This window comes from Frankia sp. CcCS3 (assembly GCF_977927575.1).
Genome location: NZ_CDWRCL010000051.1, coordinates 1 through 15,306 on the forward strand (window position 1 = coordinate 1; position 15,306 = coordinate 15,306).

A 15,306-nucleotide genomic window follows, 5' to 3' on the forward strand; every position below is an offset into this window, starting at 1 on the left:
CGGCGGCACCGCGAGCACGACCGCGTCCGCCCGCAGCACGCCGCGCTCGTCGGTGCCGGGCACCGCCGCGCCGCGACCGGTCCCGCCCGCGGTGACGGCCAGTTCCCATCCGCTGCCCGCGGCGGTGATGGACCGGGCCTTCACCCCGGTGCGCACGTCGGCGCCGGCCGCGGTGAGCGTCTCCATCGCCGCGTCGCCGTGCAGCCGGGACAGGGGGACCTCGGCCCAGCCGAGGTCACCGGCGGCGGCGCCCTCCAGCAGACCGGTCCGCACGACCTTGGCGGCGAGGCCGAGGGAGGCGTCGGCGGCGGGCACGTTCAGCGTCGCGACCGTCAGCAGTTCCCACAGCGCCTTCGTCGCCGCGGGGCCCTGGCCGTGGGTGGACAACCAGGTGCCGAACGACTGCTCGTCCACCGCCGGGGATCGCTGGTCGAGCCGCCCGAGCTGGAACGCCGCGAGCCCGGCCCGCAGCCGTTCGGCGACCGGCAGCGCCTGGTACCCCAGCAACGCCGGGGCCAGGTGCAGTGGCGCCGGCAGCGGGACCCTCGTCCGGCGCAGCCGGGTCCGGGCCAACGAGTCGCCGAGCAGCACCGGCACGTCCAGCCGAGGCTGCAAGGTGGTCAGGTGTTCGACGCCGAGTCGCTGCAGCAGCCCGCGGTAGGCCGTGCAGCACCGCATGAACACGTGCTGGCCGGTGTCGATCCACAGCTCCCCGCGCCGGAACGACGTCGTCGCCCCGCCGAGGCGGGGACGTGCCTCCAGCAGGGTCACGCGGGCCCCGCTGTCCACGGCCAGCAGTGCCGCGGCCATGCCCGCGAGCCCGCCGCCGACGACGGCGAGATGCGGACGTCCGTCCGTCCGCCCGGCGGGCCGCGGCCCCCGTGCCGGCGCGGCGTCCGCGCCGGCACCCGTGGTCATGCCGCCCTCATCTCGGGCCGCCCCGCGAGGCTGCGGGCGGCGACGACCGCCTTCTCCCAGCCGGGCAGCGCCAGCCGACGATCGAGCACCGCGGACGGATCGGTCTTGATCCGCCGGTTGAGCCGCAGGTAGATGCCGGCCATCGCCCCACAGCAGGCCGCGCTGCGCCGGTCGAGCAGGTCGAGCAGGACGAGCCCACGCCCATACCACTCCTCCGCTCGCTGCGCCGACGTCCGCAGGTACGCGATGAGCGCGTCGGGGGGCCCGCCGAGACGACCGGTCGCGTCCACCTCGAGTTCGACGCCGGCGGCCTTCAGCTCCTGGCGCGGCAAGTAGATCCGGCCGCCGAGCAGGTCCTCGCGCACGTCCCGGAGGATGTTCGTCTGCTGGAGTGCGACCCCGAGGGCGTCCGCGACCCCCGAGGCGTCGCGGTGGGAGGTGGCCCGCTCGCTACCGAAGATGCCGAGCGAGAGCCGCCCGATCGTCCCGGCAACCAGGCGGCAGTAGCCGACGAGATCGTCGAACGTGTCGTAGGTGGTGCCGCGCACGTCGCTCTCGACCCCGTCGGCGAGTTCGATGAACGCCTCCAGCGGGATCGGGAACCGGCGGGCGGCGTCGGCGAGGGCGACGAAGACCGGATCATCGGAGCTGTTCATCCCCAGCTCCTCGACCTCCGCGTGGACCTGCGCCAGCCCGGCAAACTTCGCCTCCTCGGGGAGATCACCATCGCCGATGTCGTCGAGGCGGCGGGCGAGCGCGTAGACGGCGCTCAGCGCCCCCCGCTTCTCGGCCGGCAGCAGGCGGATGCCATAGGAGAAGTTGCGTGCCGCCTCCTTGGTCACAGCCTCGCAGGCGGCATACGCCTCCGCCACGGTCGGCCGGCCCGCGGGGAACTGCGCCGCGGTACTCATCGAACCTCACCCATCTCCGGAAGAACGGACTGTGCGGCGGGGACGCCGGCCTGGGTACTCGTCGCAGCGGTGCCGCCGTGGGCCGTGGAACCCGAACCGGAACCGGAACCCGAAGCGGAACCCGGCCAGGCCCCGGCCGCGCTGGTCGCGCTGGTCGCGGTGGCGACGGCGGCCGCCGTGTGCGCCACCGCCGACGCTCCGGGAGCCAGCGACCGGGCCAGCGCCGCCAGCGCGAACTCGGCGACCCGTGGCTTCGTCGCCTTCGGCGGCCCACCGAGCACGTCGTAGTCGGCGCGCCGGATCGCGTCCAACGCCGCCCGGCCCCCGCCCACGAAACCGGCCAGGGCCAGCCGCAGCCGCCCGGGCACCATCGACACCAGGGGAGCGCCCTGGTCGATCACCGTACGGGCCCGAGCGACCTCGAAGGCCATCAGATGGCGCACGGCCGGACTCGCGACGGAGGCCCGCAGATCGGCCTCGGTCACCCCGAAGGTGTCCAGATCCTCCAGCGGCAGGTAGATCCGGCCGGCGGCGAGGTCCTCGGCCACGTCCTGCCAGTGCTCGGCGAGCTGCAAGGCGGTGCACACCCGGTCCGACAGCACGACCCGGTCGGGGGTCGCCAGCCCGAAGACGCGCAGCACCATCCGCCCGATCGGGTCGGCCGAGAGCGTGCAGTAGCGGACCAGGTCGTCGAAGGTCTCGTAACGGGTGACCCGCTGGTCCTGCCGGTTGGCCTCGACGAGGCGCTGGAACGGTTCGGCGGGCAGGTCACAGTCCCGCACGGTCCGCGCGAGCAGGCGCAGGACCGGCAGCTCCGGCTGCCCGCCTGTCCAGATCACCTCGAGGTCCGCCGACAACCGGTCGAGCAGGGCGAGCCGGTCGCCGACCGCCTCGTCGCCGAGGTTGTCGACGAGCCGGCTGAAGACGTACAACGCGTTGAAGTGGGAACGAACCGCCGCGGGCAGAACGAACGGCGAGACCGGGAAGTTCTCCGCCGGGGCGGCGCGCAGCAGCTGCTCGGCGGGAGTTGCCAGGCCCGTCGCGGCCGGCTGGGCAGGCGTGCGTGATGGGCTGGTTCGGGCGTCGATGGCTGTCATACGCCTCTCCTTCGATGGCGGTCTGCACTACGGACGCGGTCGGGCCGGATCCCGCATCCCCGGGGGCCACGACCGGCGCGGACGTACCCGGAGAGCCGGGTTCGGAAGGCTCTTCGGAAGGCTCCGTGGTGGGGGTGGCTGCCTGGGTTTCGCCAAGGCGATCAGGATGCGGATCGCACCGGGTGGTCATGGGCACGATCAGCGCGGGCCGGTACGGGAGATGGGCCGGCCCTGGGCCGGTATCGGGATGAGCTCCGCCTGGCCGGCCCCCTTCGGTTGGTCCTCACAGGTCCGTGGGCGGGATGATGCTCCGGCGGCACCACCCGGGCGGCCTGCGGCCGGCCGCCGCCCGTCGGCACTCTCATCGTCGGTGTCGCTCACCCCCAGGGCCGGCCGGAAAGCCGGGAGCGGCCGGGTAGACCACGCCGCGGATCATCCGAAGACACCCGCCAGCCTGCGGTACACCGACGGGATCGCACCGTGGACCCGCACCGCGCCGAGTAACCAGCGTGGCACCCAGACCTCGGCGTCGCCGCGTCCGGTGGCCGTCAGCATGCGCTGCGCGACAAGCCCGGCCGGTATAGGCCGGGGCCAGCGACGGACGTAGGGCGCGCCACGGCGGTGGAAAAATGGTGTGTCGACGACGCCGGGTAGACACAGGGTCACCGTCACACCGCGACCGGCGACCTCGGACCGCAACGCGTCGGCGAAACCGAGCAGAGCGGCCTTGGTTGCGGAATAGGCGACCTCACCGCGCACGCCCAGCGCGCCGGCGATGCTGCCCACCAGCAGGATGCGCCCCTGGCCGCGGTCGAGCATGGCCGGCAACATGGCCCGGACCAGCATCATCGGCGACAGCACGTTGACCGTGACCAGCTCCGCGATCGCGGCCGGGGACATCACCTCGAACGGGCCCGCAGCCCCGAGGCCGGCCGAGCACACCAGCAGGTCGACCTCGCCGAGAAGCTCGGTCGCCCGGGAGGAGACCATCAGTTCCGAGCCGGGACTCGACAGGTCGACCGCAATCCGGTGCCCCTCGGTCGCCGCGGCCACCTCGTCGAGCGTGGCCCCGTTGCGACCGACCAGCAGCGACCGGCATCGGTCCGCGGCCAGCAGCAGCGCGGCCTCCCGGCCGATACCGCTGGATGCTCCCGTGATGACGGCGGTCCGGGGCGGCCAGGTCGAGACGCCCGAGCCGGCCCGCATGACCAGCCCAGTAAGAGATGTAGACACTCCGTTACCGAAAGCGGGGCGAGACCGGGTGCTCACGACACACCGCTTCCGGTCATTCCCCTCACGCCGTTCTCCCCCGCGGGCACTGGTTGCACGTCACCTACAACTTTCCCTACTCGTCGCCCCGCGTTGCGAGGTGGTCCGACCGAAGGTGATTCGGTGTGGTCCGCTGGCACGAACTCGCCGGCCGGATCGTTGCGTCGGCCACCCTGGCGGGCGGCACCGATCCGAACAGCCACTGCTCATCTCATCAACGCCGGGCTCCGGATCCGCGGTGCGTTGGTAACTCCGCGCCACCGGGCTCACGACTGCCACCATTCCACCGTCCCGTCGCCGGATCGTCCATGGTCAGATGGGCGACATCGGACAGCGAGGGCCGAGCGCGACTCTGGACTCCCTATCACACTCCCCCATCCCGACCGCCCGGCGTCGCCCGATATGACAGCGGTCCGATCGATTCGGAATCTGCTCTCGGAGACCTTCTTCCGGAGACTTCGAACTGGCTCCACATCGACGACTGGGTATTGCGGACTATTTACAACCGCATTGCCTCCGGAGGAAGGACGCGGCGACGACACCTTGCCGACTCGAGGCCGGTACGCGGCATCAGGGTCATGGTCGGCCGGCTCCGACGCCAACACCTTCCCGCCAGTCCGATCCGGTTACCACAAGATCACCGGCCGTGGCGGAGGCAAAGCCGCCAAGACCTACCCCCGGCGGCAGATGTGTCGACCCGTCCGCGGCGTGCGCCGGACAGGCGGAAGGCTCATCATCCAAACACTGATCCATCCTCCACACGCGACCACCCTACCGCCCCAGACAAACAAGAGCGAAAGCGGCATTTGCCACGACCAAATAGACGGACCACCATCTACGAACGTCTGAAGAGTGAGATGAGGCACATGAACCGCGAAGGTGGGTGGATACGAAGGGGTGATGCGCCGGATCGCTCACGATCCGGCGCATACAGTCGTCAGTGGAGCCGGACGGAGGCCAGGTCCGGCGCGGGAGGCGGGTGAGACGCCGCGGCCTCCCGGCACGCGGGACGTTCCCCGTGCGCCGGGCAAGATGTCGCGACCGGACCCGCGTCGGCGACCGGGGCATCCTGTGACCCGGTCAGGTCGGCACCGGAGGGAGACCTGTCACTTTCATGCCCCTCATCACCCACCGCGCCGCAGCCGCCGGAGCCAGCGGCGGAGGCCGCGCCAGAGTCAGCGGCGGAGACGGAGACGGAGACGGCGGGATCGTCACCGAGAGCGGCGAGGGCGGCGGCCACGATCTCCCCCTGCTCCGCGGCGGAGACCAGGGGGGTGAATGTCCTCGGTACCTGCGAGACGAGGACCCGGAGGCGCTCGGAGCAGGTGACCGCTTCGCCCGTGCCGCCGCGCTCCTCGTCGGCGCTGGTGGACTGCCGGGCGGCGGCCTGGGCACGTTCGATCGCCATCCCGATGATCCCCCCCCGCAGGGACCCGACCGCGCAGTACGCGCGCAGCAACCCGAGATGGGTGGGAGCCGGCCCCGCGAGCCCGTGCACGAGGGCCTGCTGCAGCGACAGGATGTCGCTCTTGCCGATCTTGCGGTGGATCACCGAGGGGTCGTCGGCGAAGACGAGCAGCACGCCACCGGGGCCCGCCAGGGCCTCGACGAATCGCTCGATGATGACCCGGGGGGACGGCGGCGGGGACTGCCGAACGAGATCGACGAGTCGACCGAGCTCGGACACGAAGGGCTCCAGCAGGGCGTCGAGGATCGTCTCCTTCGACGGAAAGTGGTAGTAGAGCGCTGCCTTCGTCACTCCCAGGCGCTCGGAGATGTCCCGCACCGAGGTGCCGGCATACCCCTGTTCGCTGAAGAGGCTCATGGCGGCGGCAAGGATCCGCGATCTGGTATCGCCCCGTGGATCGGGCGATGCCGGATCGGGCGATGCCGGCTCGGTCATGGCGGCCCTGCACCCCCCGATCGAGTCCGCGACGGATGTTACTCTCAACTCTACCTACTGAACGACCGGTAAGTTTCTCAGCAGCAAATCGTCAGCACGACGTCGCAGGTAGCGACACCACCGATCACCAACGCCCGAGGGGAAACCGTGGCCTCGCTCGCCCGCTGGTGCTTCCGACACCGTCGGCTCGTCCTGTTCCTGTGGATCGTCGCGCTGCTCGGGCTCGGCGGCATCAGCCAGGTGGCCGGAAGTAGTTACAAGGACGCCTTCTCCCTGCCCAGCACCGATTCGCAGAAGGCCATCGACCTCCTGCAACGCGACTTCCCGGCGGCGTCGGGAGACAGCGCCACCATCGTGCTGCACAGTGACAAAGCTCGCATCACCGATCGGGCCATCTCCGATCCGGCCAGCGAGATGCTCGGCAGGCTCGCCAAGATCCCGCACGTCACCGAGGTCACGAGCCCTTACGGCCCGCGGGGCGCCGCCCAGATCAGCAAAGACGGGCACACGGCCTTCGCGACCGTCAACTTCGACCTGCAGGGCATCGAGCTGCCCAAGGAGAACATCGAGCAGCTGGCCGACATCGCTCGAAGCTACGGCAGGGACGACCTGCAGGTGGAGGCGACCGGTCAGGTCGTCGCGGTCATCGAGCAGCAGGAGCAGAGCTACAGCGAGCTGATCGGCATCATCGCCGCGGCGATCATCCTCTTCGTCGCCTTCGGCTCGTTGCTGGCCGTCACCCTGCCCCTGATCACCGCCATCATGGCCCTCGGGGTCGGCAGCATCCTGATCATCCTGCTCTCCCACGTCCTCACGATCGCCGAGTTCAGCCCGGTCCTCGCGACCCTGATCGGACTGGGCGTCGGCATCGACTACGCCCTGTTCATCGTCAACCGGCACCGCATCGGCCTACGCGCCGGCAAGAGCCCGGAGGAGGCCACGGTCACCGCGGTCAACACCTCCGGGCGCGCCGTGCTCTTCGCCGGCATGACCGTCTGCATCGCGCTGCTCGGCATGTTCACACTCGGTGTGAGCTTCCTCTACGGCGTGGCGATCTCGGCGGCGGTGGCCGTGGCGATGACGATGACCGCGGCAGTCACCCTGCTGCCGGCCCTGCTCGGCTTCTACGGCATGAAGGTGCTCAACCGGCGCGACCGGCGCAGGCTGGCCGAGGATGGCCCGGTGCACGAAAGCACCTCGGGCTTCTGGTGGCACTGGGCGAAGCGGCTGGAGGGACGGCCCCAGCTGTTCGCGGTGGTCAGCGCGGTGGTCATCGCCGTCATCGCGATCCCGTTCTTCTCGCTGCGGCTCGGCTCGTCCGACCTCGGCAACGGCGACCCCTCCAAGACCACCAAGCGCGGCTACGACCTGCTGGCCGAGGGCTTCGGACCGGGGTTCAACGGCCCGTTCAGCATCGTCGCCGAGATCCATTCGCCGCGGGACACGGCAAGCCTCGACGCCGTGGTGGCAGCGGCTCGCGCGACACCGGGCGTCGCCTCCGTCTCGGCTCCGCGGCCGAGCCCCAACGGGCAGGCGGCGATCGCCACCCTGTACCCGACGACGAGCCCGCAGGCCGAGGCGACCTCGAAGCTGCTCAACCAGCTGCGCGACCACGTGATCCCGCAGGCGAACCAGGCCGGCACCGGCATCTACGTCGGCGGCATCACAGCCATCTTCGAGGACTTCTCCAGCACGCTGTCGGGCAAGCTGCCGCTGTTCATCGGGATCGTGGTTCTCCTCGCCTTCCTGCTGCTGGTGGCGGTGTTCCGCAGCCTGCTGGTCCCGTTGACCGCCTCGCTGATGAACCTGCTCGCGGTCGGGGCGGCCTTCGGCGTGGTCGTCGCGGTGTTCCAGTGGGGCTGGGGCGCGTCACTGTTCAGCATCAGCGGCGGCCCGGTCGAGGCGTTCATCCCGGTGATCCTCTTCGCGATCCTGTTCGGCCTGTCCATGGACTACGAGGTGTTCCTGGTCAGCCGGATGCACGAGGAGTGGACCGCGCGCCGGGACAACCGGATCGCCGTCTCGTTCGGCCAGGCCGAGACCGGCCGGGTCATCTCCGCGGCCGGCGCGATTATGATCCTGGTCTTCGCCTCGTTCATCCTCGGCGACGAACGGGTGATCAAGCTGATGGGCCTCGGGCTCTCGACGGCGATCCTCATCGACGCCTTCATCATCCGGACCGTGCTGGTGCCATCGCTGATGCACATCTTCGGCACGGCGAACTGGTGGGTACCAGCCTGGCTCGACCGGGTCCTGCCGCGGATCTCCGTCGAGTCCGCCGAGGATCTGGAGGAGATCCGGCACACTCCGCTGCCCGAGGACGCCGTCGCGGGCCGTCCCGCGGCCGGGGTGCCGGCCCGCCCGCTTCCCGGGCAGGCGGCCCGCGAGGAGCGGAGCTCACGTACCGGCGAACCCATGCGCTGATCTTCACGGGACCGCCCGAACAGTGCGGGACCGCCCGAACAGTGACAGCCCGCGGGGCGCCCGCCTGGCCGGCGGGCGCCCCGCGGCGCCTGGCCGGCCGGGATCGGCCAAGACGGTGAGCCGGCCGAGGACACGTTCGTCGTCGAACGGATCCGGAGCAGGCCGTGATGCGCCACCGTCACGGCACTGACAAGATCGTCAAGGTCATAGCGAGTGATCAGAAGCCAGCCCGACCCAGAGGATGTTGACCACCGCGTTCACGTCCGCGTGCGCGGTAGGCCCGCACTCCACGCAGGTGCGGGAGGCGTCCGCAGGGTCCCGCCGCGCGTCGCGGCATCCGTCATGGCCGGAACAGTAACCGATGTATCTCGAACACGCCGCGGACGGCACCGGAAATAAACAAGTAAGAAACAGGAAATAATCCGACAATAAGCAAAGGTGGAATCGCGGGCCTTAACACGAAACTGCACTCGGCGGAGCGTCCTTCGGATCGGGGACTTCACCGGCAGTGACCTGGCCACGCGTATCCCCGACTTCGACGGCCTTCTGCGCCGGAGAGCACAGTTCGTCACGGCATCGTGAGTGCCGTCGAACGGGTGGCAGAGACCGAGGGAGTGGCGGGGATCAAGCGGGTGGCGGAGGTCGCGCCCATCGACATCGAAGGAACCACGAGCGCGACCGCGGCGGTACTGGGCACGTTGTTCCCCTATGCCCGGGCCCGGTTGGGGGCGTGGGTGCGCGACCGTCACGCCGAGCCGGCGGTGCGCCGGATCCTCGCCGAGACGCCGACGGTCATGCCTCCATCGCCTCGTTCGCCGAGCTGGACATCATCACCGCGCCACGTGCGGATGGCCCCGCGAGCGCCTGAGCCGCGCCCGCGCCCCGAGCATCCGGCCCACCGAGCGACGCGACGCTCACCGGACCACCGACGGGCTCGGGAATCTGATTACCGAACTCCAGGTATCCGCCGCGCTGCGGTGCCCCCCCCGCAGGGCCGCGGCGGCACGGACCCGTCGCGCGTGCGGGGGCGGCAGCAACCCGCCCACCTCGTCCACAGGGACGAACGCGCAGTTGATGATCTCGTCCATGTCCAGCCGGATGCGCTCCCGCCATGAGGCGGGCAGCGCACCGCCGTCGAAGACGAAGGCCAGCATCTCGCTGTCGAGCCATCCGTCGTTAAGACAGGGCGCCCAGTCGATCGCGAGCAGACCACCGATCGGTGGGGCGATACCGAGCTCCTCGGCGACCTCCCGTACACACGCCGAGTAGGGCGATTCCCCCGGTTCGACAAAGCCTCCCGGAATGTCCCAGCCTGGCTTGTACGACGGTTCAACGAGCAGTATGCGGTCTTCTTCATCGAAGAACAGGACACCCGCCGCAGCGTAGGGTCGCGCCATCGGAGGTCGGTTCAAGCTCGCCTCAGTGCCATGGTCAGGACGCTGCCGTGGGGTGGCCGGCGGCTTCGAGGACATCACCGACCGCAGCATCAGGCCGTCACCGGGCACGCCGGCCGGGTCCGGCAGAGCCCGGTCGACTAGGGAAAAGTCAAGATCCTTCTTCATATTATCACACACTTCACATAGTACTGACGAACGGAATTGATGTTCCTGCCGCCGACTGGTGGGCGACGCGGTGGGCCACTAACGATAGGCGACCACGAAGGGGCGCGACCCGCCAGCGTTTCGCGGAACTAAGGGGACGTAATGAAGTAACAAATACGTGATCGAGAGCATCATCGCAGGTCACAGGCCTGTGGAAGGTTCGAAACGCGCAAGTTATTTCATTTCGACTCCTAAGGCAAAAAATAATGAAGACGAACCGGTGAGGAGAGCGGGTGCGGTTACCTCGCCGATCCGTATCCGCAACGCGGACCGGACAGCGATACAACAGAAAGAATTGTGTCGATAGCTGTCGGTGACGGAGGTGACCGGTCAACGCGGAACGGACCGGGAGAACGGGCCGAGGTGAGCGGGCTCGCCGGGGGCGGTGGCCCCGCCATGGACCATGCACCACAGGTCATGCACCACAACATCACAGGTCGAGCCCGATGTCGTCCCGGTGCGGTCCTGGGCTCAGCTCGAGGCTGTCCGGCCAGGATGCGCTGAACGAGTACATCCGGCACAACGGAAGCGCGATCTTCGCGATCCCGCCAGGCTTCCGGGCCGGCACGAAGGACTACTGGGGCAGCGGCCTGTTCACCTGATCGATGCCGATCGATACCTATCGACACTGAATTGATACCGACTGATACTGATTGACGCCCTAGATGATCAAAATGGACACAACGAGCGCCGTCGAGGGCTGCTTCTCCTGCGTCGGCAACGCATCATTGGACGGGCTGCCGCCCCGGGAGCGCATCCTGGTCGATCCCGGCTGGCGGGTCACGCACACGATCAGGACCGCCCTGCCGGGTTGGCTGGTTGTCGTCGCCCGGCGTCACGTCACCACGATGGCCGAGCTCACCGCGGCGGAGGCCGCCGAATGGGTCTCCCCCACGGTGATGGACGACCTCGCGGCAAGACTGACCGCCTCCCTCGCGGCCGCCTTGGAGTGACGGACGGCGCACCGCAGCTCATCGAGAGCTGAGGGCTGCATCTGGACGCCCGTCGGCGGGTATCCATTCCTCCGAAAGGAGACCGCTTCCCCCGACGGGAGATTCCCGGTCGACCGCAGGAGGTGGATGAGGTGGATCAGGTGACGCCAACCCCGAGCAACCTGAAGATCGTCGTGGTGAGAGCCACGGGGAATGTCGGCACGAGCGTGCTGGCGGCTCTCGGCCGGTCGACCGAGGTCGGCTCCCTGGTCGGGGTATCCCGCCGCAACCCGACATGGACGGCGCCGAAGACCCAGTGGGCACAGGCCGATGTCGTCACGGATGACCTCGCCCCGCTGTTCCAGGGCGCCGACGTCGTGATCCGCCTGGCCTGGTTGTTCCAGCCCACCCACAACCCCTTGACCACATGGCGGACCAATGTCCTGGGATCCATCCGCGTGTTCGAGGCCGTAGCCCGAGCCGGCGTGCCCGCGCTGGTGCATGCCTCATCGGTCGGCGCCTACTCGCCCGCCGCCCGGGAAGGCGCCGTCGACGAAGGATGGCCGACCCACGGCTGGCCCGAGGCCGCCTACACCCGGGAGAAGGCGTATCTGGAGCGGGTCCTCGACACCTTCGAACGTGACCGTCCGGGCATCCGGGTGGTGCGGCTGCGGCCCGGGTTCATCTTCAAGCGGGAGGCGGCCAGCCAGCAACGGCGCCTGCTCGCTGGGCCGTTGCTGCCCGGCCGGGTGGTACGGCCGGCAGCGGCGCCCACGCACCCGGCGACGGTGCCCGTGCTGCCAGATCTGCCGGGGCTGCGCTTCCAGGTGGTGCACTCCTCCGACGTCGCGGACGCCTACCGGTTGGCGGCCCTGACCGGGGCCCGCGGCGCCTTCAACATCGCGGCCGACCCGGTGGTCGACGTACCCCTGCTCGCCGACATCCTCAATGCGAGGATCATCCGGATGCCGGCCGGCCTGGCCCGGGGCGCTCTGGCTACCGCCTGGCACCTGCATCTGGTGCCCGCCTCCCCGCAACTCTTCGACGCCGTCCTACATCTACCGATCATGGACACTGCCCGGGCCCGGGCAGAGCTCGGCTGGTCGCCCCGCCACGACGCCCGCGCCGCGATCGGCAGCTTCCTCACCGGCCTGCGCGAGGGCGCGGGCCTGCCCACACCCCCGCTCATGCCAAGCACCGCGCGGGGTCGATGGGAGGAGGTCCGCACCGGCATGGGGCAGCGGGCCTGACGCGGGCGCTACCCCTGCTCGCGGGCGGCGAGAATCGCCGCCAGGGCGGCGGTGAGGTGGGTCTCGGCGGTAGCCTTGTCGAGGCCGAGACCGTGGAGCACGCCGGTGCCGTCCTCGAGTTCCAGCAGGGCGAGCAGGATGTGCTCGGTCTCGACGTGGTTGTGTCCCAGCCGCAGGGCCTCCCGGAACGTCAGCTCCAACGCCTTCTTCGCCTTGGTGTCGAACGGGACGAGGTTCGGCACCTGCTCGGCCGGCGGCGGCAGCGCCGCGGTGGCGGCTACCCGGACGGCTTCCAGTGACACACCCTGCGCGACGATCGCCTGGGCAGCCAGCGCGTCCGGCTCGATCAGCAGCCCGAGTACCAGATGCTCGGGCCCGATCTCGGCGTTGTTCGCTGCTCGGGCCTCGTTCTGCGCCGCCATCACGACGTTTCTGGCCCGCTCGGTGTACCGGCTGAATCCCTGACCGGGATCGAGGGCCGATGGTTCGCCGGGGGTCTTCGGCACGAAACGCTTCTGTGCCGCCTGCTTACTGGCACCCATGCTCCTGCCGATGTCCGTCCAGGAAGCGCCGGAGCGACGGGCCTGGTCGACGAAATGGCCGATCAGATGGTCGGCCACGTCCCCGAGATGATCGGCGGCGAGGACCGCGCTGGAGAGCTGTTCGAGGGCGTCGGTGTGCACCTTCTTGATCGTTTCGATCAGGTCGTCGAGGCGCACCGGAGAGGTCATGCCAACGGGTTCGATCATTCGTCAACCTAAGGTTGATGGTAAAGATCATTCGAGATGATCGACGACGAAACCGCCCGGGGTGGCGAGGCCGGCGTCGAAGGCGGCGACGATCGCGCCGGCCCGGTCCCGTACCTCCAACTTGAGGAAGATGCTGCCCACATGCGCCTTCACGGTGCGCTCGCTGACCCGCAGCGCCAGCGCGATCTCCCGGTTGGTGGCGCCACGGGCCATCGCCCGCAGCACCTGGCGCTCGCGGTCGGACAGCCGCTCCATCCGGCGGCGCAACGACGGGTCGGCGGTGGGTGCGGCACGTAACGCGCCGAGCAGCCGCTCGCTGGCCGACGGGTCGATCCACGAGCCGCCCGCGGCGACCAGTCGGATCGCCCGGACAATGTCATCCGCGGGCCGGTCCTTCAGGATGAATCCGGCCGCACCGGCGGCCATGACCCCCCAGAGCGTGTCGTCGTCGCTGAAGGTGGTGAGCACGAGGACGGGCGGATGCGGGCCGAGCCTGGCAAGCGCGCGCATCGCGTCGACGCCATCCATCCGGGTCATCCGGATGTCGAGGAGAACGACATCCGGGCGCAGCGACCGCACGGCGGCCACCACCTCGTCGCCATCCGACCGTTCCCCGACGATCTCGATCGCGGCCACCCCACCCGGCCCGTCGCCGTTCTCCGCACCGAGCACGAGCGCCAGTCCCGCCCTGATCAACTCCTGGTCGTCGACGAGCAGAACCCGGATCGGCGGCAGCGGGCCCGGGAGTTCAGCCATCCCGTACCGCCGGCCGCCTGGGTGCCGGGTACGGCGGCTCCGGCCGCAAGGACTCCGGCCACAGGGGCTCTGGCACGGCGCCTCCCACCGGGATGCCGGCGGCCACCACCCAGGCGCCGTCCCGAGGGCCCGCGTCGAAGGTCCCACCGAGCGCGTGGATCCGTTCGGCGATCCCGGTCAGGCCCATCCCCCGGCCCCCTGGACGGGCATCCGCACGGGCGTCGGCGTGAGATTCGGACGAACCCTCCAGCGTGCCACCTAGGCCACCCGAAGCACCCGTGCCACCCGAGGCGCCCAAGACGCCTGATGCGCCCAGATGACGCTGCCGCACCCCACCCGCCGGAAGATCGTTTCGGACGGTCACCCCGACAACGCGCGGACCGATGTCGAGCCGCACCCACGTCGGCGCGGCGTCGGCATGGTGCAGCACGTTCGCGAGCGCCTCCCGCACCGTCCGGAACAACACCGAGCCTGCCGCCTGGTCGAGCGTCCCGACGTCGCCCTCCACCTCGAGCCGCACGGGAAGGCCGCTGCGTCGGTAACCCGCCACGAGATCTCCGATGTCCTGCGCCGTCGGCAGCGGTCCGGGCCCGGGCCCGGACCGCATCGGCCCCGCGTCCTCCCGCAGCAGCCCGACGACCCGCCGGATCCCCGCGAGGCTCTCCCGGCTGACCTCCTCCGCTCGGGCCAGGGCCTCGTCGGCGAGGGCCGGCGCGCGCCGCATCGTCCGGCGCGCGCCGCATCGTCCGGCGCGCGCCGGTGATGTTCAGCAGCGCCACCGCCAGCGAGTGCGCCACCAGGTCGTGGACGTCCTGCGCGATCCGCCGCCGCTCGTCCGCCGCCGCAGCAGCAACCAGCCTGCTCTGCGCCTCGGTCAACTCCTCGGCCAGCTCCCGGGTCCGCCGCAGGATGAAACCGGTGCCCGTGCCGTACAGCAGGGCCGCGACCCAGACCAGGAATCCGTCTGTGAAGTGGTCACCCTCGGCGTCTGGACTCCCCATCCAATACTGCGCCACCGTCATGCCGACGCCCACGGCGAACACCACGGCGTTGAGCGGCACCGACGCGGACCGTAACGCGACCCAGGTCGCCGTGGTGACGGCGAGCAGCAGCACCATCTTCGGCGCGTGGGCGGCCTCCAGCAGGCCGATCAGCGTCAGATTCCAGCCGACGCCGAGCAGGGTCGGCACCCGGGCAATCGTGATCTCCACCGCGGCGGGGACAAGCACGAGAGCCACCAGTGCGAGCCGCACCGGATCGGCACCCACCATGATCATCAAGAGCGTCGCGGCGACGGCGGTCATGGCGTGGACGACCACATTCGCCGATCGGGCCATCCGGGCCGCGGGGGCCCCACCGCTGCCGGACGGGCGCGAGGGCGGTGCCGGTGTTCCCGTCGGCGATGTTGGCGGCGCGGGTGACGGCGGCGCGGGTGACGGCGCCTTCCGGGCTCGCGGTGGGAACCGACGCGGGACACCTCCGAGTGCAGCAGGCCA

The 15,306-nt window shown here is 70.2% G+C and carries 15 protein-coding genes; 4 read left to right on the forward strand and 11 right to left on the reverse strand.

The genetic code is table 11. The annotated features are described in order from the left end of the window. The 5 genes from AC08OQ_RS07170 to AC08OQ_RS07190 form a co-directional block, all read right to left on the reverse strand. Positions 1–918 (reverse strand): hydroxysqualene dehydroxylase (locus tag AC08OQ_RS07170; protein ID WP_476611958.1); only part of this gene is annotated, 918 nt, incomplete at its 3' end. Next, positions 915–1,829, reverse strand: a complete 915-nt coding sequence (hpnD, locus tag AC08OQ_RS07175; RefSeq protein ID WP_476598741.1) for a presqualene diphosphate synthase HpnD — start codon at positions 1,827–1,829, stop codon at positions 915–917. The genes AC08OQ_RS07170 and hpnD, both read right to left, overlap by 4 nt. Beyond that, on the reverse strand, positions 1,826–2,926 hold the full coding sequence (gene hpnC, locus AC08OQ_RS07180; protein ID WP_476598740.1) for a squalene synthase HpnC: 1,101 nt from the start codon (positions 2,924–2,926) through the stop codon (positions 1,826–1,828). The genes hpnD and hpnC overlap by 4 nt, the downstream gene beginning before the upstream one ends. 432 nt (positions 2,927–3,358) lie before the next feature. Further along, positions 3,359–4,195 (reverse strand): SDR family NAD(P)-dependent oxidoreductase, encoded by an 837-nt coding sequence (locus AC08OQ_RS07185; protein ID WP_476598739.1) that lies wholly within the window; start codon positions 4,193–4,195, stop codon positions 3,359–3,361. A 937-nt stretch (positions 4,196–5,132) separates the two neighbouring features. Beyond that, complete coding sequence (locus AC08OQ_RS07190) at positions 5,133–6,098, reverse strand: TetR/AcrR family transcriptional regulator (RefSeq protein WP_476598737.1); 966 nt, start codon at positions 6,096–6,098, stop codon at positions 5,133–5,135. Positions 6,099–6,245: 147 nt separating this feature from the next. Here AC08OQ_RS07190 and AC08OQ_RS07195 point away from each other — a divergent pair, with 147 nt between their 5' ends. Further along, entirely contained in the window at positions 6,246–8,522 is a 2,277-nt protein-coding gene (locus tag AC08OQ_RS07195) for an MMPL family transporter (protein WP_476598735.1), read from the forward strand. A gap of 792 nt (positions 8,523–9,314) precedes the next feature. On the opposite strand, the gene AC08OQ_RS07200 is transcribed toward AC08OQ_RS07195, so the two are convergent. The 3 genes from AC08OQ_RS07200 to AC08OQ_RS07210 all read right to left on the reverse strand — a co-directional run bounded on the left by AC08OQ_RS07200 (position 9,315) and on the right by AC08OQ_RS07210 (position 10,691). After that, positions 9,315–9,440 (reverse strand): hypothetical protein, encoded by a 126-nt coding sequence (locus tag AC08OQ_RS07200; RefSeq protein WP_476598733.1) that lies wholly within the window; start codon positions 9,438–9,440, stop codon positions 9,315–9,317. Further along, positions 9,437–9,919, reverse strand: a complete 483-nt coding sequence (locus AC08OQ_RS07205) for an NUDIX domain-containing protein (RefSeq protein ID WP_476598732.1) — start codon at positions 9,917–9,919, stop codon at positions 9,437–9,439. Before AC08OQ_RS07205 ends, AC08OQ_RS07200 begins: the two co-directional genes overlap by 4 nt. Before the next feature lie 634 nt (positions 9,920–10,553). Further along, on the reverse strand, positions 10,554–10,691 hold the full coding sequence (locus AC08OQ_RS07210) for a hypothetical protein (RefSeq protein WP_462188899.1): 138 nt from the start codon (positions 10,689–10,691) through the stop codon (positions 10,554–10,556). Positions 10,692–10,797: 106 nt separating this feature from the next. Between AC08OQ_RS07210 and AC08OQ_RS07215 the strand changes: the two genes are divergently transcribed. Together AC08OQ_RS07215 and AC08OQ_RS07220 are read left to right on the forward strand one after the other, a co-directional pair. Continuing rightward, entirely contained in the window at positions 10,798–11,076 is a 279-nt protein-coding gene (locus AC08OQ_RS07215; RefSeq protein WP_476598730.1) for a hypothetical protein, read from the forward strand. Positions 11,077–11,216: 140 nt separating this feature from the next. Next, positions 11,217–12,305: an NAD-dependent epimerase/dehydratase family protein gene (locus AC08OQ_RS07220; protein ID WP_476598729.1), complete on the forward strand. Its 1,089-nt coding sequence runs from the start codon at positions 11,217–11,219 to the stop codon at positions 12,303–12,305. A gap of 8 nt (positions 12,306–12,313) precedes the next feature. Here AC08OQ_RS07220 and AC08OQ_RS07225 read toward each other — a convergent pair whose 3' ends face one another. Genes AC08OQ_RS07225 through AC08OQ_RS07235 form a run of 3 tightly spaced genes read right to left on the reverse strand, consistent with a single transcriptional unit; the run spans position 12,314 to position 14,607 of the window. Beyond that, the gene (locus AC08OQ_RS07225; protein WP_476604885.1) at positions 12,314–13,054 is read right to left on the reverse strand and encodes a Clp protease N-terminal domain-containing protein; all 741 of its coding nucleotides are present in this window, start codon (positions 13,052–13,054) and stop codon (positions 12,314–12,316) included. A gap of 27 nt (positions 13,055–13,081) precedes the next feature. Then, positions 13,082–13,810, reverse strand: a complete 729-nt coding sequence (locus tag AC08OQ_RS07230; protein WP_476598725.1) for a response regulator transcription factor — start codon at positions 13,808–13,810, stop codon at positions 13,082–13,084. Further along, a complete protein-coding gene (locus AC08OQ_RS07235) occupies positions 13,747–14,607 on the reverse strand; it encodes a hypothetical protein (protein WP_476611961.1) in 861 nt (286 codons plus the stop codon). Before AC08OQ_RS07235 ends, AC08OQ_RS07230 begins: the two co-directional genes overlap by 64 nt. On the opposite strand from AC08OQ_RS07235, the gene AC08OQ_RS07240 reads away from it, so the two are divergent. Continuing rightward, a partial coding sequence (locus AC08OQ_RS07240; protein WP_476611962.1) for a hypothetical protein occupies positions 14,570–15,306 on the forward strand: 737 nt, incomplete at its 3' end. The two genes, AC08OQ_RS07235 and AC08OQ_RS07240, sit on opposite strands and share 38 nt — an antisense overlap.